This window comes from Kitasatospora phosalacinea (genome assembly GCF_000717185.1).
Lineage (GTDB): Bacteria > Actinomycetota > Actinomycetes > Streptomycetales > Streptomycetaceae > Kitasatospora > Kitasatospora phosalacinea_A.
The window spans coordinates 53,041-74,005 of the sequence record NZ_JNYE01000010.1 but is presented as its reverse complement, the minus strand read 5'-3'; the positions used below and the strand labels follow the sequence as shown (position 1 = coordinate 74,005).

The following is a 20,965-nucleotide window of genomic DNA, read 5'->3' as shown; positions in this document are numbered from 1 at the left end:
CGGGCGGTGCTCAGCGGCCGAGCAGCGGGACGTCGATGTCGCCGAGGTGGTAGGCGCGCACGGCCTGGACCAGCTCCTCGACGGACAGCTGGCCGTCGCCGTTGGCGTCGATCTGGCGGAACGCCTCGGCGGGCTCGACGCTGGAGACGCCGATCGCGTCCAGCCAGGTCTTGAACTCGGCCGGGTTGACCTGGCCGTCGCCGTCCACGTCGACCAGCTCGACCATGGCCTGGATGGTCGGCTTGACGACGCGGCCGAAGCCGGCGCCGCCGTTCTCCAGGATGTGCTCCTCGGCGATGTGGTTGAACTGCTCGGGGGTGAGCGCGCCGTCCTGCTCGTCGATGCCCGCCTTGTCGGCGAAGAAGCTCCACATGCCGAGGTAGGCCTCGGTCAGCTGGCGGCCGGCCGGGGAGACCGGGGCCTCGCCGAAGGCCTGCAGGATGCGCTGGGCCTCGGCCTGCCAGTCGGAGCGGTCGATCTGGCCGTCGCCGTTCACGTCCCAGAGGTCGAAGCGCTTCTGGGCACGGTCGAGCTGCACGGAAGTGGTCATTGCGGAGTTCTCCAGTGTGGTCTGGCGCGGGCGGCGGCCGCCCCGGGGACCGGAGTCGGCGGGAGTCGCCCTGCGGTGCTTTCAGTGGGCCGTCACACGATCGGCGCGGCAACGGAACGTCACACTACCGGCACTCTGAGCGACGGATCGCACACGTGCGGCCAAGCGGGTGACGTTCGCGGTTCGTTGACGCTCCGCCGACTCGACGGCCCTTGAACCGGACGTACCCCGCCACGATTTGGGGACACCGTCAACGGTTTCGGAAGCGGCCTCCCGAGTGGGTGACCCGGCCCCGTTCCGCCCCGTCCGGGCCCCGGCCCGCTCCTACGCTCGAAGGATGACCGAGACGCTTCCGCCGCCCGCGGCCCTTCCCCCGCTGCCGCCGCTGCCGCCGCTGCCGATGACCGAGTTGGGCCCGCAGGCCTTCGCCGCCGTGCACGCCCTGCACGCGGCGGTGGAGGAGGCCGCGACGGCGGCCGGGCTGGAGCCGCTGCTGCTGGAACTGGTGCGGCTGCGCTGCTCGCAGCTGAACGGCTGCACGTACTGCGTCGGCCTGCACACGGCGAGCGCCCGGAAGGCGGGCGAACAGGACGAGCGGCTGGCCCAGTTGGTGGTGTGGCGGGAGTCCGGGCTGTTCACGCCCCGGGAGCGGGCCGCGCTCGCCCTGGCCGAGGCGGTCACCCGGCTCACCGACCGGACCGAGGGCGTCCGGGCCCGGCGGGCCGCCCTCGGCGTGCTGTCCGAGCCGGAGACGGCGTTCGTGGCCTGGGCGGCGACCGTGGTGAACACCTACAACCGGATCGCGGTCACCTCGCACCCGGTGGCGGCCGAGGCGCTCTGACGCGACCCCGGGCCGCCCCGGCCGCCCCCGCAGCGGCCGGTTCGCCGCGGGCCGCCCCGCAGCGGCCGGTTCGCCGCGGGCCGACGGCGGGTGCAGGCTGGAGGGATGGTGACGCACTTCGGCAGTTCCCCTTCCGGTGCGGCGCTGGTGGCGGCGATGGCGGCCGGGCCGGTGCTGCTCGACGGCGGACTGTCGAACCAACTGGCCGACCAGGGCTGCGACTTGTCGGACGCGCTGTGGTCGGCCCGGCTGCTGCTGGACGAGCCGCGGCAGCTGGTGGCGGCCCACCGGGCGTACTTCGCGGCGGGCGCCCGGGTGGCGACCACGGCGAGTTACCAGGCGAGCCGGGCGGGTTTCGCCGCCCGCGGGGTGGACGCCGCGAAGACGGACCGGCTGCTGGCGCTGAGCGTGGAGGTGGCGCGGCTGGCGGCCGAGGAGGCGTCGGCGGAGCTGGGGGACGGCCGTCCGCGCTGGGTGGCGGCGTCGGTGGGCCCGTACGGGGCGGTGCTGGCGGACGGTTCCGAGTACCGGGGCCACTACGGCGTGTCGGCCTCGGAGTTGGCGGAGTTCCACCGTCCGCGGCTGGAGGTGCTGGCGGCCGCGGGGCCGGACGTGCTGGCGGTGGAGACCGTGCCGGACCTGCTGGAGGCGGCCGTACTGGCGGACTGCGTACGGGGGTTGGGGGTGCCGGTGTGGTTCTCGTTCGGCGCGGCGGACGGGCTGACCAGGGGCGGGGAGCCGCTGTCGGAGGTGTTCGCGCTGGTCGCGGAGGTGCCGGAGGTGGTGGCGGTGGGCGTCAACTGCTGCGCGCCCCGGGAGGTGGCGGCGGCGGTGGCGCTGGCCGCGGAGGTGACGGGCCTGCCCGCGGTGGCGTACCCGAACAGCGGGGAGGACTGGGACGCGTCGGCCCGGGACTGGACCGGCCCGGCGGCGTTCGACCCCGGGTCGGCGGCGGACTGGACGGCGGCCGGGGCCCGGCTGGTGGGCGGCTGCTGCCGGGTCGGCCCGGCCGCGATCGCGGAACTCGCGGCGGCGCTCGGCGGGTAGCCCGGCGGGGCGCCGTCCGGCCGCTCTGGTAGGGATGGTGGGGACGGGACGGGCCGGGGAGGAGACGGGAGCATGACGGACGCGGGTACGGGCGCTGGTACGGGCGCAGGCGCAGGCGCGGGTACGGGCGCGGTCGAGCAGGTGAACGCCCTGGGGGCGCGCTGGGGGCGGGAGTTGGACTTCGCCGCCGGGCAGGTGTGGACGGCGCTGGGGGTGTGGCCGCTGCTGGCCGTGCTGGCGGCGGGCGCGGGCGGCCCGGCCCGGGCGGAGCTGGCCGGGGCGCTGGGCGTCCCGGCCGAGCGGGCGCCGTCGCTGGCCCGGGAGCTGCTGGCGCGGCTGCGGGAGGTGCCGGGCTGCGCGGCGGCGCTCGGGCTGTGGACGGCCGACGGGGTCGTGGTGGAGCCCGGCTGGCTGGAGCAGTTAGACGCCTCGCTGTGGGGGAGGTTGACCGGCGACGAGGCGAAGGACCGGGCGGCGCTGGACGCCTGGGCGCGGGAGCGGACCGGCGGCCTGGTCGAGCGGATGCCGGTGGAGCTGTCCGGGGCGCTGCTGGTGCTGGCCTCGGCGCTGACGGTGCGCACCGCGTGGGCGAAGCCGTTCCGGCCGTCCCGCTCCAGGACCGACCAGGGGCCGTGGGCCTGGCGGGAGCTGCCCCGGCTCACGGTGTCGGGCCCGGAGCTGTACGAGCGGATCGCGGTGGCGGAGACCTCGGCGGGCCCGGTGACGGAGGTCCGGGTGGTGGGCGACGGCGAGGTGGACGTGCACCTGGTGCTCGGCGCGGAGGCGGCCGAGCCGGGCGCGGTGGTGGCGGCCGGGTTCGAGCTGCTGTCGGGCGCGGCCTGGCGGATGCCGGTGGAGGGCCTGTCGGACGGGGAGGCGTGGCCGGGGCTGGTGCTGGAGTCGGTGCAGTCCTCGGCGCTGCGGAACTCCGGGACGCTGCAGACCGTGGCCTTCCGGGTGCAGGCGGAGCACGACCTGCTGGCGCGGGCCGGGGTGTTCGGCCTGGGCGCGGCCGCCGGGCCGGGCAGCCACTTCCCGGGGATCAGCCGGAGCGTCCCGCTGCGGGTCAGCGGGGCCAAGCAGGCCGCGGTGGCGGAGTTCACCGCGAAGGGCTTCGAGGCGAGCGCGGTCACCGTGGTGGAGATGACCCGGGGCATGGCGGGCGGCCGGCTCCTCCGTTTCCGCTCGCGCCAGGCGACGGCCCGTTTCGACCGCCCGTTCGCCTTCCTCGCGGTGCACCGGCCGACCGGCCTGGCCCTGGTCGCGGGCTGGGTGGCGGAGCCCGCCGCGGCCTGACCGGGCGGGCCGACGGGGCCGACGGGCCGAGGGGGCCGACGGGGCCGGGCGGGCCGAAGGGGCCGCGCGTGAGCGGCCGGGTGCCGTGGGGCGGGACGGGGCGGCCGGGTAGTACGGTCTTCGAGGGCACGTCGTCCCGTTCTCGGCATCGCGGTCGGCATCGTCGACCGGTGTTCAGTGGAGGTGGGCGGGTGCCCGGTGCGATCCAGTCGCTGTCGCGGGCGGCCGCGATCCTGCGCCTGCTGGCGGGCGGGGAGCGCCGGCTAGGCCTGTCGGAGGTGGCGGCGGGGCTGGGGCTGGCGAAGGGCACGGCGCACGGGATCCTGCGGACGCTCCAGCAGGAGGGCTTCGTCGAGCAGGACCCGGAGAGCGGCAAGTACCAGTTGGGCGCGGAGCTGCTGCGGCTGGGCCAGAGCTACCTGGACGTGCACGAGCTGCGGGCCCGGGCGCTGGTGTGGGCGGACGACCTGGCGCGGGCGGCCGGGGAGACGGTGTACCTGGGGGTGCTGCACCAGCGGGGGGTGCTGGTGGTGCACCACGTGTTCCGGCCGGACGACTCGCGGCAGGTGCTGGAGGTCGGTTCGATGCAGCCGCTGCACGCGACCGCGCTGGGCAAGGTGCTGCTGGCGTACGACCCGGTGGCGCGCGGCGAGTTGGGCGACGGGCCGTGGGAGGCGTTCACGGCCCGGACGGTGACGGAGCCGGCGGCGCTGGACGCGCAGTGCGCGCTGGTGCGCGAGCGGGGCTGGGCGGACGCGGTGGAGGAGACCTGGGAGGGCGTGGCCTCGGTGGCGGCGCTGATCCGGGACCGGCGGCGCAACCCGGTGGGCGCGGTGTGCGCGTCGGGCGCGGTGGAGACGGTGTGCGGTCCGGACGGCGCGGTGCGGCCGTCGCTGGTGGCCTCGGTGCGGACGGCGGCCCGGGCGATCTCCCGGGACCTGGGCGCGCACCGGTTCTGAGCCCCGCAGGGGTGAGCGGGTTGCGTCACACCGCCTTGACGGCGGGCGTCCGGCTGCGATTGGCTTCCGAAGACCGTTCGACATTGTCGAACGGCGTCCGGCCGGCCCGGGTGAACCGCCCCGCCTGGTTTGCCGGACCTGCGCGGACGGGGACTGACGAATGGTCACCCCGCCCCGCTGCCGCCCACGAGCCGAGGAACCGCATGACTGCCAGTCACATCGCCGCGATCGACCAGGGCACCACGTCCAGCCGGTGCATCCTGTTCGACGCGGACGGCCGGATCGTCGCCGTCGAGCAGCAGGAGCACTCGCAGGTCTTCCCGCAGCCCGGCTGGGTGGAGCACGACGCGGCGGAGATCTGGACCAGGGTGCGCTCGGTGGTGCGCGGCGCGCTGGAGCGGGCCGGGCTGACCGCGGCGGACGTCCGGGCGGTGGGCATCACCAACCAGCGCGAGACCACGGTGCTGTGGGACCGGCACACCGGCGTCCCGGTGCACCACGCGATCGTCTGGCAGGACACCCGCACCGAGGCGCTCTGCCGCGAGCTGGGCCGCAACGTCGGGCAGGACCGGTTCCGCCGGGAGACCGGCCTGCCGCTGGCCAGCTACTTCGCCGGCCCGAAGATCCGCTGGCTGCTGGACCACGTCGAGGGCCTGCGCGAGCGCGCCGAGGCCGGGGACGTGTTGTTCGGGACGATGGACAGCTGGCTGATCTGGAACCTGACCGGCGGCGTGGACGGCGGCCGGCACGTCACCGACGTCACCAACGCCTCCCGCACCCTGCTGATGAACCTGCACACCCTGCAGTGGGACGAGCGGATCGCCGAGTCGATCGGCGTCCCGCTCGCGATGCTGCCGGAGATCCGCTCCTCCGCCGAGGTGTACGGCGAGGCGGTCGGCGACCTGGCGGGCGTGCCGGTCGCGGCGGCGCTGGGCGACCAGCAGGCGGCGCTGTTCGGCCAGACCTGCTTCGCCGCGGGCGAGGCCAAGTCGACGTACGGCACCGGCACCTTCCTGCTGCTGAACACCGGCGAGAAGATCGTCCACTCGTACCACGGCCTGCTCACCACGGTCGGCTTCCGGATCGGCGACCAGCCGCCGGTGTACGCCCTGGAGGGGTCGATCGCGGTGACCGGCTCGCTGGTGCAGTGGCTGCGCGACCAGTTGGGGATCATCTCGACCGCGGCCGAGGTCGAGACCCTGGCGGGCACCGTCGAGGACAACGGCGGCGCGTACGTGGTGCCCGCGTTCTCCGGCCTGTTCGCCCCGTACTGGCGCTCCGACGCGCGCGGCGTGATCACCGGGCTGACCAGGTACGTCACCAAGGGGCACCTGGCCCGGGCGGTGCTGGAGGCGACGGCCTGGCAGACCCGCGAGGTGGTGGACGCGATGGAGAAGGACTCCGGCGTGACGCTGACCGCGCTGAAGGTCGACGGCGGCATGACGTCCAACAACCTGCTGATGCAGAACATCGCCGACGTGCTGGACGTCCCGGTGGAGCGGCCCTACGTCGCCGAGACGACCGCGCTGGGCGCGGCCTACGCGGCGGGCCTGGCGGTCGGCTTCTGGGACGGCCCGGAGACGCTGCGGGCGAACTGGCACCGGGCCGCCGAGTGGACGCCGAAGATGGCCGCCGACACGCGCGAGCGCGAGCACCGCAACTGGTTGAAGGCCGTGGAGCGCACCATGGGCTGGATCGACCAGGACGAGCAGCCGGAAGCCTGACCCCGGACCGCCCGGCAGGACCCACCGATCGGAAGGAGCAGCGGACCGGCCCAGGGCCGCGTCCGGCACACGCCATGGCAACCATCCCGCCCCCCGCGGCCACCGTCCCGACCCTGGGCGCCGAGCGCAGCACGGGCCGCCTCGCCCCCCGCGCCGCCACCCGCGAGCTGCTCGGCCGGGCCCGCTACGACCTGCTGGTGATCGGCGGCGGCATCCTCGGCACCGCCACCGCGTGGACCGCCGCCCAGGCCGGGCTGAAGGTCGCCATGGTGGACGCCGGGGACTTCGCCAACGCGACCTCCTCGGCCTCCTCCAAGCTGGTCCACGGCGGGCTGCGCTACCTGCAGACCGGCGCGGTGCGGCTGGTCGCCGAGAACCACAAGGAGCGCCGGGCGCTGGCCACCGACGTGGCCCCGCACCTGGTCAACCCGCTGACCTTCTTCGTGCCGGTGTACGAGGGCGGGCCGCACTCGGCGCCGAAGCTCGGCGCGGGCGTGTTCCTGTACTCGGCGCTGTCGGCGTTCCGCGACGGCCTGGGCCGGGTGGTCTCCCCGGCGGCGGCGGCGCGCGCGGTGCCGGGGCTGCGCACCGAGGGGCTGCGGCGGGTCGCGGTGTACGGCGACCACCAGATGAACGACGCCCGGATGGCCGTGATGACGGTGCGGGCGGCGGTGGACGCGGGCGCGGTGGTGCTCAACCACGCCGAGGTGACGGGGCTGCGCTTCACCCGCGGCCGGGTCACCGGCGCGGAGGTGCGCGACGCCCTGGACGGCACCGAGTTCGGCGTGGACGCCCGGCTGGTGCTGAACGCCACCGGCCCGTGGGTGGACCACCTGCGGCGGATGGAGCACGCGGGCGCGGCGCCGTCGATCCGGCTGTCCAAGGGCGCGCACGTGGTGCTGCGGCGGCAGGCGCCGTGGCGGGCGGCGCTGACCATCCCGATCGACCACTACCGGGTGTCGTTCGCCATCCCGTGGGAGGACCACGTCCTGCTCGGCACCACCGACGAGGAGTACGCCGGGGACCCGCTGGAGGTGCGGGCCACCGACGCGGACGTCGAGCAGATCCTCGCCGAGGCCGGGCACGCGGTGCGCGGCGAGCACCTGCGCCGCCAGGACATCACGTACGCCTTCGCGGGCCTGCGGGTGCTGCCGGGCGGGCCCGGGGGGACCGCGGCGGCCAAGCGGGAGACGGTGGTGACCGAGGGCCGGGCCGGGATGCTGTCGGTGGCGGGCGGCAAGTGGACCACGTACCGGCACATCGGCCGGGTGATCCTGGAGAAGCTCAAGCACGCCCCGGGCGTGGGCCTGGCCGAGGACGTCTCGCCGATCCCGCCGACCGTGCCGCTGCCGGGCATCGGCGCCCCGCAGGCGGTGGCGCGCCGCCTGCTGACCGACCGCGAGCCGGGCGGCCGGATGGACCCGCTGGTGGCCCGCAACCTGGCCACCCACTACGGCACGCTGTCCTTCGGGATCGCCCGGCTGATCGCCGAGCGCCCGGAGCTGGGCGAGCGGATCCACCCGGACGGGCCGGACGTGTGGGCGCAGGTGGTGTACGCGGCCGAGCAGGAGTGGGCGTACACGGTGGACGACGTGCTGCGGCGGCGCACCACGCTGACGGTGCGCGGGCTGGACGGGCCGGAGGTGCGCAGGCGCACCGCGGAGCTGCTGGGGGGCTGAGCGCAGGGCGACGCCCTCCGGGAGAAGCGGGAGGTCCGGAGGGCGTCGCGGCTTGGGGGTGGCGTCGGTCAGATGATCAGGCTGAGCGGCAGGATCAGCGCGATGGCGACCACCGAGATGACCGTCTCCATCACCGACCAGGACTTCAGCGTCTGGCCGACGCTCATCCCGAAGTACTCCTTCACCAGCCAGAACCCGGCGTCGTTGACGTGCGACAGGAACAGCGACCCGGCGCCGATCGCCAGCACCAGCAGCGCGGCGTGACTGGTCGACATCTCGGCGGCCAGCGGGGCGACGATGCCCGCGGCGGTGATGGTGGCGACCGTCGCCGAACCGGTGGCCAGCCGGATCAGCACCGCGATCAGCCAGCCCAGCAGCAGCGCGGAGACGTGCCACTTGCCGGACCACTCGCTGACGGCCTGGCCGACGCCGACGTCGATCAGGGTCTGCTTGAAGCCGCCGCCCGCGCCGACGATGAACACGATGCCCGCGATCGGACCGAGCGCCGAGCCGACCGTCTCGGAGATCCGGCCCTTGTCGAACCCGGCCGCCCGGCCCAGGGTGAGCATGCCGAGCAGGGTCGCGGCGAGCAGCGCGATCAGCGGGGAGCCGATGAAGTCGAAGGTCCGCTGGACGGTGGCCTTCGGGTCGTCGACCACCACGTCGGCGAGCGCCTTGCCGAGCATCAGCACCACCGGCAGCAGGATGGTGGCCAGCACGGCGCCGAACTTCGGGGTCCGCTCGCGCTTCTCCATCTCGACGGGCGCGGTCTCGGCGGGCGCGGTCTCGGCGGGCAGTTCGAGCGGGCCGACCCAGCGCTGGGCGACGCGGCCGAACAGCGGGCCCGCCACGATCAGGGTGGGGACGGCGATCAGCAGGCCGAGCGCCAGGGTCACGCCGAGGTCGGCGTGCAGGGCGTCGACGGCGACCAGCGGGCCGGGGTGCGGCGGGACGAGGCCGTGCAGCACCGAGAGGCCGGCCAGCGCGGGGATGCCGATCCCGATCAGCGGGGCGTTGCCGCGCCGGGCCACCAGCAGCACGATCGGCACCAGCAGCACCACGCCGACCTCGAAGAACAGCGGCAGGCCGAGCACGGCGGCGATCAGCGCCATCGCCCAGGGCAGCAGCTTGGGGCCGGTGCGGGCCAGCACGGTGTCCGCGATGGTGTTGGCGCCGCCGGAGTCGGCGAGCAGCTTGCCGAGCATCGCGCCGAGGCCGATCAGCAGGCCCACCGAAGCGACGGTGGCGCCGAAACCGGTGGAGAAGCTGGCCAGCAGCTTGTCGAAGGGCGCCCCGGCGACGGCGGCGAGCAGCCCGGATCCGAGCGTGAGGGCCAGGAACGGGTGCAGCTTGAACCGGGTGATCAGCAGCACGATCGCGCCGATGCTGAGCAGCACCGCGAGCAGCAGCTGACCGTTGCTCGCGGTGTGCGGCAGCGCCGGTGCGCCGGCAGCCAGCAGGGTGGGGGTCACGGGGGTCTCCATTGACGGGCCGGCACCACCCGGCTGTCGGGCGGGCGGTGGCGGGGTGTGACGTGGGGGGTGTGTGACGTGGGGGGGTGTGACGTGGGGGTCAGGCGTTCCGCTGTGCCAGGGCGGTGACGGCGCGGCCGACGAGCGTGTCGGGGTCGGCGCCGACGTCCAGCACGGTGCCGTTCTCGTCCGCCTGGAGCGGTTCGAGGGCGGCGTACTGGGAGTCCAGCAGCGAGGTCGGCATGAAGTGGCCGGTGCGGTGCGCCATCCGGTCACCGACCAGGTCGTGGCTGCCGGACAGGTGCAGGAAGAACGCGTCCGGGCAGGCGGTGCGCAGCACGTCGCGGTAGCGGCGCTTGAGCGCGGAGCAGGTGACCACCCCCCCGCTGCCCGCCGCGGACCGCTCGCCCAGCCAGCCGCCGAGGGCCTGCAGCCAGGGCAGGCGGTCGCGGTCGTCGAGCGGGGTCCCGGCGCTCATCTTGGCGATGTTGGCGGCGGGGTGGAAGTCGTCGGCCTCGGCGTACGGGAGGTCGAGGCGGTCGGCGAGCAGCCGGGCGACGGTGGTCTTCCCGACTCCGGAGACGCCCATCACCACGACGACGGGCGGCTGCTGGTTCTCGGCGCTGAGAGCCATGGGTGGTGCTCCTGTCCTTGCCTGCTTGCGTGGGCAACCTTGGCGCAAAGGTATGACTTATTCAAGCGACCGAAACCTAATCGTCATACTTTTCCGTGTTCGCGCTGGTGAAGGGCGGTGGGACGGGGGCCGCCTTCCCCGGGAGGGCGCCGATAAGCTGGCCGGATGGAGATCCAGGGCCTGCCCGGCCGCCTGCTCGCCGCCCTCGGCCCGGCGATCGCCTCCGGTGAGCTGCCGGAGGGCACGGTGCTGCGCGCCGAGGAGCTGGAGCAGCAGCACGGGGTGTCCCGCACGGTGGTCCGCGAGGCGGTGCGCATCCTGGAGTCGATGCGGATGGTCGAGCCGCGCCGCCGGGTCGGCACCACCGTCCGCCCGAAGGCCGACTGGGACGTGTTCGACCCGCTGGTGATCCGCTGGCGGCTGGCCGGGGCGGACCGCTCCGCCCAGCTGCGCTCGCTGGGCTCGCTGCGGGTCGCGGTGGAGCCCGCCGCGGCGGCGCTGGCGGCGCGCTGCGCGGACGACGACGACCGCCGCGAACTGAGCGCGCTGGCCGTCGAGTTGACGGTCACCGCCCGGGCGGCCGACCTGGAGGCCTTCCTCGCGCACGACATCGCCTTCCACGCGGTGGTGCTGCGGGCCTCCGGCAACGAGATGTTCGCCCACCTGAAGGACACCGTCGGCGCGGTCCTCACCGGCCGCACCGAGCACCGGCTGATGCCGCACCGGCCGCGCGAGTACGCGGTGCAGCTGCACCGGGAGGTCGCCGAGGCGATCTGCGCGGGCGACCCGGAGCGGGCGGAACGGGCGATGCGGACCATCGTGCTCGGGGCCCTGGAGGAGCTCGACGCCACCCTGCCGGACTGAACTCCCGTACCCGGACCGGCCGGGGAGGCGCCCTTGCGGCCCCGGTTACGATCCTGACGGGGGCCCGGCGGGGCGCCGTCGCGACACGCCCACGGTCGGCTGGATCGACCGGGGCGGCGGCATGGCTCCGCCCGGGCGGGGCAAGGCTGGTCCTGACGGGGCAAGGCTGGTCCTGGCGCGTCCGACCGGGGCGCGCGGCCGAACAGGGGGTTGGCGATGGCCGTTCGTCGGCGCGGTCGGCTGCCGGACGAGGTGCGGGCGGCCGCCGTCCGGGCGGGCCTGTCGTTCGCCTTCGCCCTGGTGGCCTTCGTGGTGGCGCTGTTCGCCTCCTGGGCCCACACCGACCTGCTGACACCGGCGTTGGCGCTGATGGCGCTGGGCGTCTTCGTGCTCGCCTGGTGCCTGATCGACGTGGTGGTCTCCCGGCAGGTCGCCGCCTCCCGCCGCCGCTCCCCCAACTCGGCCGGTCCGCTGGAGGGTTCGCGCGAGCGCGGCGGCCGCCCGCGGCACCGCTGACGGCCGCCCGCGGGTGCCGACGGGTGGTCAGTCCTGCTGGTAGCGCCCCGGGGTGGTGCCGAAGGCGTGCCGGAACGCCTCGATGAACGCGCTGGGCGAGCGGAAGCCGCAGGCGGCGGCGGTGGCGGTGACCGAGCGGCCCTCGGCCAGCAGCACCAGGGCGTGCTGCAGGCGCAGTTGGGTGCGCCACTGCGGGAAGCCGAGGCCGAGTTCGGCCCGGAACAGCCGGCTGAGGGTGCGTTCGGCGGCGCCGACGGCCCGGCCGAGCGCGGCCAGCGAGCGGTCGTCTGCGGGGTCGGCGGTGAGCAGCTCGGCCAGGTCGCGCAGCCGCGGGTCGGTGGGCCGCGGGAGGCCGAGCGGGAGTTCGGGGGCGTGCGCGAGCTGGTCCAGGGCGGCCTGTTCGAGCGTCCGGGCGGGGCGTCCGGTGGGGGCGTCGGGGCCGGTCAGGTGGGCGATGATCTCGCGCAGCAGCGGGGTGACGGCGAGCACGGCGGGCGCGGCGAGCCGCAGCGGGTTCGTCCCGGCCGGGTAGATCAGGCAGCGCAACTCGCTCGGGCCGTACGCTTGTTGGGCGTGCGGCACACCGGCGGGCAGCCACACCGCGCGGTGCGGCGGGACGACCCAGCGGCCGTGCGGGGTGCTCACCTCCAGCACGCCGAGGCCGGGGGTGATCAGCTGGTTGACGTCGTGCCAGTGCCAGTCGATCCGCTGCCGGTGGGACAGCGGGTGGCGGCTCGGGCCGGTCTCCTTCAGGTGCGCGGCGCGCGACGGGCCGTCCTCGGACGGTTGGCGGGTTGACGACACGGGTTGGCAGAATACCGGAAGCCCGCACGCCGCGGGGGCCGCCAGGCTGGTCCGCATGACGAGCATGACGGTCCCGACGAGCGGGACGAGCGGGGCGGACGGGACGGGCAGCGCGGACGGGGCGGGGAGCGCGGGCGGGACGGGCAGCGCGGGCGGGACGGGCGGCGCGGGCGAACCGGCCGGGGTGTGGCGCCGGATGCGGATGTGGGGCGCGGCGCACGCCGTGGACGACCTCTACCAGGGCCTGGTGCCCGCGGTGGTGCCGTACTTCGTGCTGGAGCGCGGCTACGGGTACGTGGCGGCGGGCGGGCTGACCCTGGCGGCGACGCTGGGCAGCGCGGTCCCGCAGCCGCTGGTCGGCCTGCTGGTGGACCGGCGCCCGCTGCCCTGGCTGTCGGCGGCCGGGCTGGCGCTGGCCGGGCTGGGCGCGGGGCTGAGCGGGCTGGCCGACGGGTACGCGCTGGTGTGGCTGCTGGTGCTGCTCTCCGGCCTCGGGGTGGCGGCCTTCCACCCGGCGGCGGGGCGGGCGGCCCGGGAGGCGGCGGGCGACTCCACCAGTGCGATGAGCGTCTTCGCGGCGGGCGGCAGCGTCGGGTTCTTCCTGGCGCCGGTGCTGGCCACCCCGCTGCTGTCGGCGTGGGGCGTGCGGGCGACGGCGGTGTTCGTGCTGCCCGCGCTGCTGATGGCGGCGGTGCTGTTCCGGGCCCGGCACCGGACGTACCCGCACGCGGGCGGCGGGGCGAAGCGCTCCGGCCGGGACCGCTGGCGGCCGTTCCTGGTGCTGACCGGGGTGGAGGTCGTCCGCTCGGTGGTGTTCTTCGGCGTCAGCACCTTCATCGAGCTGTACTGGCTGCGGCAGTTGCACGCCTCCCACCTGCTGGCCGGGGCCGCGCTGACCTGCTTCCTGCTCGGCGGCGTCGCGGGCACCCTGGGCGGCGGGCGGCTGGCCGACCGGATCGGCATGGTGCGCACCGCGCAGTGGGGCACGGCGCTGACCGTCCCGATGCTGGTGCTGCTGCGGGTGACGCCGGGCGCGTGGGCGCCGCTGCTGTTCGCCGTGCTGGCGGGCGCGGCGCTGAACCTGCCGTTCGCCGTGCTGGTCAAGCTCGGCCAGGACTACCTGCCCAACCGCCCGGGCACCGCGGCCGGGGTCACCCTGGGCCTGGCCGTCAGCGTCGGCGGCCTGGTCGCCCCGCTGTTCGGCCTGCTGGCCCAGCACCACGGCCCGCAGGGCGTGCTGGCCCTGCTGCCCGCGATCCCGCTGCTGGGCGTCGCGCTGGGCGCGTTCATGGTCGAACCGGGCCGCTGGAAGGACGCGGACGACGCGGACGACGCGGAGCCGGGACGCGAACCGGCCGGGAGCGCCGCCGCCTCCTAGGCTGGGCGGCATGAGTCCTTCGATCGCCACCAACACCCGGGTCGGGCTGGCCGAACTGCTGGAGTTCGTCCGCCCCCGCCACCGCGCCCTGCTGATCACCCGCCGCACCGACGGCACCCCGCAGGCCTCCCCGCTGACCTGCGGGGTGGACAATGACGGCCGGATCGTCGTCTCCACCTACCCGGAGCGGGCCAAGACCCGCAACGCCAAGCGGGACGCCGCGGTGAGCGTGCTGGTGCTCTCCGACGACTGGGACGGCCCCTGGGTGCAGGTGGACGGCGAGGCCGAGGTGCTGGACATGCCGGAGGCGCTGGAGCCGCTGGTGGAGTACTTCCGCACCATCGCGGGCGAGCACCCGGACTGGGACGAGTACCGCGAGGCGATGCGCCGCCAGGGCAAGTCGCTGATCCGGATCACCCCGCGCCGCTGGGGCCCGATCGCCACCGGCGGCTTCCCGGCCCGGCTGGCGCCCGGGCAGTAGCCGCCCTGCCGGAAAACCGTGCCGCTCGGGGCGGCCGGGCGCGCCGGGGTCACCGGTCGTGGACGCCGCGGAGACCTGGGTGGACGCCGCGGCGACCTGGGGCGGACCGTCCGTCGCCGAGCGGGTGCCGGTCCGCCGAGCCCCGGGAAGGGCCTCGACGCGACGGTGCCGCGGGCCCCGGGCGGGTTCGCCCGGGGTACCCCGCGGGTACGGGTTCAGCCGCGCGAACCGACCGCGTAGCCGTACTGGGCGGGCCAGTTGCGGGGGACGTCGAGTTCGCGGGCGGCGTGCAGCGGCCAGTAGGGGTCGCGCAGCAGCTCGCGGCCGAGCATCACCGCGTCGGCCCGGCCCTCGGCGACGATCTCCTCGGCCTGGGCGGCGTCGGTGATCAGGCCGACCGCGTTGACCGGGAGGCCGGACTCGCGGCGGACGGTCTCGGCGAACGGGACCTGGTAGCCGGGCTCGACGGGGATCTTCGCGTGCGGGACGTTGCCGCCGGTGGAGACGTCGATCAGGTCGACGCCGACGGCCTGCAGCTCCTTGGCGAGCAGGACGGACTCCTCGACCGTCCAGCTGGGCTCCCCGGGGAGCCAGTCGGTGGCGGAGACCCGGAAGAAGACCGGGAGGTCGGCGGGCCAGACGGCCCGCACCGCGGCGGCGACCTCGCGGGCGAAGCGGCTGCGCCCGGCGAAGTCGCCGCCGTAGCCGTCGGTGCGGTGGTTGGAGACCGGGGAGAGGAACTGGTGGGTGAGGTAGCCGTGCGCGCCGTGCACCTCGACGACCTTGAACCCGGCGGCCAGCGCGCGGCGGGCCGAGGCGGCGAAGTCCTCGACGAGTTCGGCGATCTGCGCCTCGGACAGCTCGGCCGGGACGGGGTAGCCCTCGTTGAACGGGATCGGGGACGGCCCGACCACCTGCCAGCCGCCCTCCTCGACCGGGAGCGGGCCGCCGCCCTTGCCGGGCCGGTTGGTGGACGCCTTGCGCCCGGCGTGGGCCAGCTGGATCGCCGGGACGGAGCCGTGCTGGGTGATCAGCGCGGCGACCCGGGCCAGCTGCTCCTGCTGGCGGTCGTTCCACAGGCCGAGGTCCCACGGGGAGATCCGGCCGTCGGGGCGGACGCCGGTGGCCTCGACCATCACCAGTCCGGCGCCGCCCGCGGCGCGGGAGCCGAGGTGGGCGAGGTGGAAGTCGGTGGCGGCACCGGTGTCGGGCCCCTCGGGGGCGGCCGAGTACATGCACATCGGGCTGACCCAGACCCGGTTGGGAACGGTCAGCGAGCGGAGGGTGATGGGCTCGAACAGGGCGCTCACGGCGGCCCGTCCTTCCTGTGGTCCGGACACGGCTTCTTCGCCTCGTACGATACTCACCGTACTACGGTGGCTGTCAAACTACGAGAGGTGTCGTACCATGACCCCGTGACCCTCGACCACGACCAGGACTGCCCCGGCCTGCTCCCCGAACCCCCCGCCGCGGAGCTGGAACTGGCCTGCGTGCTGCACGCCCTGGCGGACCCGATGCGGCTGCGGATCGTCTCCGAGCTCGCGGGCGCGGGCGGCGACGAGCTGAACTGCCTGGCCTTCGAACTGCCGGTCACCAAGTCGACGATGACCCACCACTTCCGGGTGCTGCGCGAGGCCGGGCTGATCCGGCAGCACCGGCGCGGCACCTCGAAGATGAACACCCTGCGCGCGGACGACCTGGCCGCCCGCTTCCCGGGCCTGCTGGACGCGGTGCTGGCCGCCGCCCCGCCGTGCCCGAAGGCCGTCGCCGCCCCCTGACCGGCTGCCCCGAAGGGCGCCACCGGATGCCCCTTCGGTCACCGAGCGCCACCTGACGCCCCGTCAACTCGCGGCGCGAACCCGCCGCCCCGCCCGGCGGACGTCCGCCACCCGCGCCCCGGAACCACTGGGCCACTCCGCACGTCAACCGTCCCACCGGCCCCTCGCGCGCCACCGCGTCGATCTTGCCTGACGCGGTCATTCCTGGTCACACCGCCTTCACCGGAGTTGTTCCGGCGTTCATCCCTCGTGGTCATTTGGTCTATACCAATCAGGTAATCTGACCGGCGACAGGTGTCAATGTCTGGCCGTGGGGGGCCCAATGACTGCCAATCACCTTCCGTCACCACCTTCCGATCAGGAGCTCTATTGGTACTTCGGGCCTCAGCGCCGCTGGGTCCCGCTGCTGTCCGCGCTCGCCTTCACCGCCAGCGCCGCCACAATGCTCAGCTTCTCCCTCCGCACCCCGGCCCTGTGGCCGTTCCTCGCCGTCCTCGGCATCAACGCCGTCGCGCTCGCGCTGACCTGCCTGAACGGCCTGCGCCGCCGCCGCTTCACCCGGGCCGGCCACGAACTGCTGGTCTCCGCCTGGCAGCCCGCGCAGCCGCCGTCCGTCGACCTGTACCTGCCGACCTGCGGCGAACCGCTCGACATCCTGGCGAACGCCTACCGCGCGGTCGCCCGCAACGACTACCCGGGCCGTCTCGACGTGTGGGTGCTCGACGACGCCGACCGGCCCGAAGTCGCCGCCCTGGCAACGGAGTTCGGCTACCACTACGTGGTGCGTCCGAACCGCGGCGAGTTCAAGAAGGCCGGCAACCTCAACCACGCGCTGACCCTCAGCACCGGCGAGTACGTCGCCATCCTGGACGCCGACTTCGCGCCGCGCGCCGACCTGCTGCAGCACCTGCTGCCGTACTTCGGCGACCCGCAGGTCGGCATCGTGCAGAGCCCGCAGTGCTTCGACACCGACGCCTCGATGGGCTGGGTGCAGCGCGCCGCCGGATCCGCCCAGGAGTGGTTCTTCCGCTGGGTGCAGCCCAGCCGGGACGCCTCCGACGCCGCCATCTGCTGCGGCTCCAACGCCGTCTACCGGCGCGCCGCGATCGACGCCGCGGGCGGCTTCGCCCGGCTCGACCACAGCGAGGACATGTACACCGGCCTCGCCCTGCACCAGCAGGGCTACACCACCCGGTACGTGCCGGTGCTGGTCGCCAAGGGCACCTCGCCGGACTCCACCACCAGCTTCGTCAACCAGCAGTACCGCTGGACGATGGGCAACCTGCACCTGATCGGCGACCGGGCCACCCGCCGGGCGATGACCTGGCGGATGCGCCGCTGCTTCGACGAGGGCATCGTCGGCTACCTGGCCGCCGCCGTGAACGTGCTCACCGCCCCGCTGCCGCCGCTGGTCATGCTGTTCGCCTTCCCCGGCGAGGTCCGCGCCTGGTACGTGCTGCCGATGCTCTCCCTGCTGTGGCTGTGGCACGTCCTGCTGCCCCGGGTCAGCCGCACCCGCTGGCGCTCCGAAGTGCTGCGCGCCAACGTGCTGATGAGCTTCGCCGCCGCCACCGCCTACTGGCACACCGCCCGCGGCCGCAGCGCCGCCTGGGTGCCCACCGGCGTCGCCAAGCCCGGCCGCTCCGGCGGCATGGCCCGCAGGGTGCTGCTGGTCTCGCTGCTGTGGACGGCCGGGACGCTGCTCGCCACCGCCGTCGGCGTGGCCGCCGCGACCTACCTGCACGGGTGGAACACCACCTGGGGCCTGGCCCTGTACCTGGCCGTGCAGCTGCACCTCGGCGTGCCGCTGATCCGCGACCTGTACGCCGAACTCCGGCCGCGCGCCGTCGAATCCGCCGACTCCGCAGAATCCGCCGACTCCGGGGCCCACCCGGCGATGCGTCCGCGGCGCTGGCCCGAGGCCCTCGCCGTCACCAGCACGCTCGCCCTGGTCGCCCTGCTCGCCTCCGGCTGGGCGGCCCCGATGCTGCCCTGGCTGGGCTGAAAGGTCCACGCTCCCGTGTCCACCCGTACCGCCCCGAGCACCGCCCCGCTCACCGTCGTGCTGCACCGGCCACCGGCCGAGCGGCCGAAGTTCCGACCCGACATCGAGGGCCTGCGGGCCGTCGCCGTCCTCGCCGTGCTCGCCTTCCACGCCGCCGTTCCCGGCTTCGCGGGCGGCTTCGTCGGCGTCGACGTCTTCTTCGTCATCTCCGGCTACCTGATCACCGGCCTGCTCCGCACCGAGACCGCGCACAGCGGACGCGTCCGGCTCGCCGAGTTCTACTCCCGCCGGGCCCGCCGACTGCTGCCCTCCGCCGCCGTCGTGCTGGCCGTCACCGCCGTCCTCGGCGCCCTGCTCACCGCGCCGCTGCGCCGCGCCGACCTGGAGCGCGACGTCCTCGCCTCCGCGCTGTCCGTCGCCAACTGGCGCTTCATCGCCGAACAGACCGACTACCTGGCCGCCGGACGCGACCCGAGCGCCCTGCTGCACTTCTGGTCGCTCGCCGTCGAGGAGCAGTTCTACCTGCTGTGGGCCCCGCTGCTGGCCCTCGCCGCCCGCTGGGCCTGGCGCCGCCGCACCCTGCTCGGCCTGACCCTGCTGTTCGGCGCCGCCTCCTTCTGGCTCTCCCTGCACTGGAGCGCCGGGGCCTACCTCTCCACGCCCACCCGGGCCTGGCAGTTCGCCGCCGGAGCCGTCATCGCCCTGCTGCCGGTATGCCAACTACCGAGGATCGCCAGGGAGTTGCTGGGCCTCGGCGGCCTGGCCGGGGTGCTCGCCGCGCTGCTGCTGTTCGACGAGCACACCCCCTACCCCGGGTACGCCGCGCTGCTGCCGACCGCCGCCACCGCCGCGATCGTGCTGGCCGGCTCCGGCGGCACCCACCTGGTCGGCCGGGCGCTGTCGCTCGGCGCGCCGCGCGCGATCGGCCGGCTCTCCTACAACCTGTACCTGTGGCACTGGCCGGTGCTGGTCCTCGCCGAGGCCCACTGGGGCACCCTGCCCTGGGGCGCCAAGGCCGCCCTGACCGCCGCCGCCGCACTGCCCGCGTACGCCGCGCTGCGCTGGCTGGAGCAGCCGCTGCGCCGCAGCCGGGTGCTGGGCGAGATCCCGCGCCGCGGCCTGTCGCTGGGCCTGACCGCGGTGGTCTTCCCGGTGCTGCTGGCCCTGGTCGTCGGCTCCGGCACCATCCGCAACCTGGGCCCGGCCACTCCGCCGGACCCGTCCGGCCTGCCCCCGGGCGCCCGCACCGGCAGCAGCCTGCTGGCCGCCGCGCCGCCCCCGCACGCGCCGACCGTGCCCAACCCCGTCCAGGCCCGGCAGGACTTCCCGCCGGACGGCGCCTGCGAGGTGGACCCGGCCGACACCACCAGCCCGCCGTGCCGCTTCGGCACCGGCGACGACCGGATCGTGCTGCTCGGCGACTCGCACGCCGGACAGTGGTTCTCCGCGCTGCTCGGCGTCGCCGCCGAACACCACCTGTCCGTCGAGGAGTTGGTCAAGCAGGGCTGCCCGCTGCCCGAACTGACGGTCACCAACCCGCAGTTGGGCCGCACCTACCACGAGTGCGACACCTGGCGGGCCAACACCCTGGCCCGGCTCAAGGACGGCCCCAGGCCCAAGCTGATCGTGCTGTCCACCCTCAACCGCTACACCGCCGACCGGGCCGCACTGCTGCACGGCTGGGAGCAGACCCTGTCCCCGCTGCGGGAGTTGGGCGTCCCGATCGTCTACCTGCAGGACACCCCGATCCCCGGCCGGGACGTCCCGGCCTGCGTCTCCGGCCACCCCGACACCACCTCCGCCTGCGACTTCCCGCGCGCCGAGGGCCTGTACGCCGACCCGCTGGCCGAGGAGATCGCCGCCGGGAAGTTCCCCGGCGTGCGGACCGTCGAGGTCAACTCGGTGCTCTGCCCGGCCAGTGGCCGCAGCTGCCCGGCCGTCCTGGAGCACGTCCTGCTGTACCGCGACGACTCCCACCTGACCAACGCCGCGGCCGTGGTCCTCACCCCGCGACTCGACCAACTGCTGATCGACGCGGGCGTGTTCGGTAGCGAGGGCGGCTGGACGACGCTGCTGCACGACGAGTTCGACGGCACGGCCGGCGCGAAGCCCGACCCCGCCACCTGGCAGTACGACCTGGGCACCTGCTACCCGGGCTGCCCGGCCGCCCAGTGGGGCACCGGCGAGATCGAGACCATGACCGACTCCGCCGAGAACGTCCACCTGGACGGCAAGGGCGCCCTGGAGATCACCCCGACCCGGGACGCGGCGGGCCGCTGGTCCTCCGGCCGGATCGAGTCCAGGCGCGCCGACCTCGCCGCCCCCGCGGGCGGAATCCTGCGGCTGGAGGCCGAGTTGGCCCTCCCCGACGTCCACGGCAAGGCCGCGGCCGGGTACTGGCCCGCGTTCTGGGCGCTCGGCGGGAAGCTCCGCGACGGCTACACCGGCTGGCCCGGCGTCGGCGAGCTGGACGTGCTCGAATCCGTCGGCGGGCGCGGCGTGTTCGGCACCGTGCACTGCGGCACCACCCCCGGCGGGCCCTGCAAGGAGCCGAACGGGCTCGGCTCCGGCGAGCGGCCGTGCGCCGACTGCTGGGGCACCTTCCACACCTACGCCGTCGAGATCGACCGCTCCACCAGCCCCGAACGGGTCCGCTGGCTGCGCGACGGCGAGGAGTACTTCCAGGTCACCGCCGACCAGGTCGGCCCGGCCGCCTGGGACCAGGCCGTCCACCACGGCGTCTTCCTGATCCTGAACGTCGCCATCGGCGGCAACCTCCCCGCCGCCTACGGCAGTTCGCCCACCCCGGCGACGGAACCGGGCCACCCGATGAAGGTCGCCTCCGTCACGGTTTCGGCAAAGGGGTAAGGACCGACGGGGGCGCGGGGAACTGCGCGGCCCACCATGCACCACCCGCAGGATCGCGGCACAGTGAGC

18 protein-coding genes are annotated in these 20,965 nt (G+C 75.0%); 13 read left to right on the top strand and 5 right to left on the bottom strand.

What is annotated here, in order from left to right; translation table 11 throughout:
• Window positions 1–10: 10 nt before the first annotated feature.
• Window positions 11–550 (bottom strand): EF-hand domain-containing protein, encoded by a 540-nt coding sequence (locus tag OO57_RS06380; protein WP_033251290.1) that lies wholly within the window; start codon window positions 548–550, stop codon window positions 11–13.
• 337 nt (window positions 551–887) lie between these two features.
• On the opposite strand from OO57_RS06380, the gene OO57_RS06375 reads away from it, so the two are divergent.
• From OO57_RS06375 to OO57_RS06350, 6 genes are all read left to right on the top strand, one after another.
• Complete coding sequence (locus tag OO57_RS06375; RefSeq protein WP_081973490.1) at window positions 888–1,391, top strand: carboxymuconolactone decarboxylase family protein; 504 nt, start codon at window positions 888–890, stop codon at window positions 1,389–1,391.
• A gap of 105 nt (window positions 1,392–1,496) precedes the next feature.
• Complete coding sequence (mmuM, locus tag OO57_RS06370; RefSeq protein ID WP_234337237.1) at window positions 1,497–2,438, top strand: homocysteine S-methyltransferase; 942 nt, start codon at window positions 1,497–1,499, stop codon at window positions 2,436–2,438.
• 72 nt (window positions 2,439–2,510) lie between these two features.
• Entirely contained in the window at window positions 2,511–3,734 is a 1,224-nt protein-coding gene (locus tag OO57_RS06365) for a serpin family protein (protein WP_063737505.1), read from the top strand.
• Window positions 3,735–3,925: 191 nt separating this feature from the next.
• Window positions 3,926–4,693 carry an IclR family transcriptional regulator gene (locus OO57_RS06360; protein ID WP_033251288.1) on the top strand — a complete coding sequence of 256 codons (768 nt, stop codon included), beginning with the start codon at window positions 3,926–3,928 and terminating at the stop codon, window positions 4,691–4,693.
• A gap of 203 nt (window positions 4,694–4,896) precedes the next feature.
• On the top strand, window positions 4,897–6,417 hold the full coding sequence (gene glpK / locus OO57_RS06355) for a glycerol kinase GlpK (protein WP_033251287.1): 1,521 nt from the start codon (window positions 4,897–4,899) through the stop codon (window positions 6,415–6,417).
• Between the two features lie 74 nt (window positions 6,418–6,491).
• Window positions 6,492–8,096: a glycerol-3-phosphate dehydrogenase/oxidase gene (locus OO57_RS06350; protein ID WP_033251286.1), complete on the top strand. Its 1,605-nt coding sequence runs from the start codon at window positions 6,492–6,494 to the stop codon at window positions 8,094–8,096.
• A 68-nt stretch (window positions 8,097–8,164) separates the two neighbouring features.
• Here the strand turns inward: OO57_RS06350 and OO57_RS06345 are convergent, their stop codons facing one another.
• Both OO57_RS06345 and OO57_RS06340 read right to left on the bottom strand, forming a co-directional pair.
• Entirely contained in the window at window positions 8,165–9,580 is a 1,416-nt protein-coding gene (locus OO57_RS06345; protein ID WP_051776712.1) for a gluconate:H+ symporter, read from the bottom strand.
• An 88-nt stretch (window positions 9,581–9,668) separates the two neighbouring features.
• Window positions 9,669–10,202 (bottom strand): gluconokinase, encoded by a 534-nt coding sequence (locus OO57_RS06340; protein ID WP_051776710.1) that lies wholly within the window; start codon window positions 10,200–10,202, stop codon window positions 9,669–9,671.
• 165 nt (window positions 10,203–10,367) lie between these two features.
• On the opposite strand from OO57_RS06340, the gene OO57_RS06335 reads away from it, so the two are divergent.
• Window positions 10,368–11,066, top strand: a complete 699-nt coding sequence (locus OO57_RS06335) for a FadR/GntR family transcriptional regulator (protein ID WP_033251285.1) — start codon at window positions 10,368–10,370, stop codon at window positions 11,064–11,066.
• A 216-nt stretch (window positions 11,067–11,282) separates the two neighbouring features.
• A complete protein-coding gene (locus OO57_RS06330) occupies window positions 11,283–11,582 on the top strand; it encodes a hypothetical protein (protein ID WP_158715032.1) in 300 nt (99 codons plus the stop codon).
• A 27-nt stretch (window positions 11,583–11,609) separates the two neighbouring features.
• On the opposite strand, the gene OO57_RS06325 is transcribed toward OO57_RS06330, so the two are convergent.
• Entirely contained in the window at window positions 11,610–12,386 is a 777-nt protein-coding gene (locus tag OO57_RS06325) for a helix-turn-helix transcriptional regulator (protein WP_324606767.1), read from the bottom strand.
• Window positions 12,387–12,441: 55 nt separating this feature from the next.
• Between OO57_RS06325 and OO57_RS06320 the strand changes: the two genes are divergently transcribed.
• Window positions 12,442–13,764, top strand: a complete 1,323-nt coding sequence (locus OO57_RS06320) for an MFS transporter (protein ID WP_324606766.1) — start codon at window positions 12,442–12,444, stop codon at window positions 13,762–13,764.
• A 10-nt stretch (window positions 13,765–13,774) separates the two neighbouring features.
• The gene (locus tag OO57_RS06315; RefSeq protein WP_033251282.1) at window positions 13,775–14,245 is read left to right on the top strand and encodes a PPOX class F420-dependent oxidoreductase; all 471 of its coding nucleotides are present in this window, start codon (window positions 13,775–13,777) and stop codon (window positions 14,243–14,245) included.
• Between the two features lie 215 nt (window positions 14,246–14,460).
• Here the strand turns inward: OO57_RS06315 and OO57_RS06310 are convergent, their stop codons facing one another.
• Window positions 14,461–15,555 (bottom strand): NADH:flavin oxidoreductase/NADH oxidase, encoded by a 1,095-nt coding sequence (locus OO57_RS06310; protein ID WP_033251281.1) that lies wholly within the window; start codon window positions 15,553–15,555, stop codon window positions 14,461–14,463.
• 138 nt (window positions 15,556–15,693) lie between these two features.
• Here OO57_RS06310 and OO57_RS06305 point away from each other — a divergent pair, with 138 nt between their 5' ends.
• From OO57_RS06305 to OO57_RS06295, 3 genes are all read left to right on the top strand, one after another.
• Complete coding sequence (locus OO57_RS06305; protein WP_033251320.1) at window positions 15,694–16,023, top strand: metalloregulator ArsR/SmtB family transcription factor; 330 nt, start codon at window positions 15,694–15,696, stop codon at window positions 16,021–16,023.
• A 322-nt stretch (window positions 16,024–16,345) separates the two neighbouring features.
• Entirely contained in the window at window positions 16,346–18,028 is a 1,683-nt protein-coding gene (locus tag OO57_RS06300; RefSeq protein WP_033251280.1) for a glycosyltransferase family 2 protein, read from the top strand.
• Window positions 18,029–18,043: 15 nt separating this feature from the next.
• Window positions 18,044–20,896, top strand: coding sequence for an SGNH hydrolase domain-containing protein (locus tag OO57_RS06295; protein ID WP_033251279.1), 2,853 nt, complete (start codon window positions 18,044–18,046; stop codon window positions 20,894–20,896).
• Window positions 20,897–20,965 lie beyond the last annotated feature (69 nt).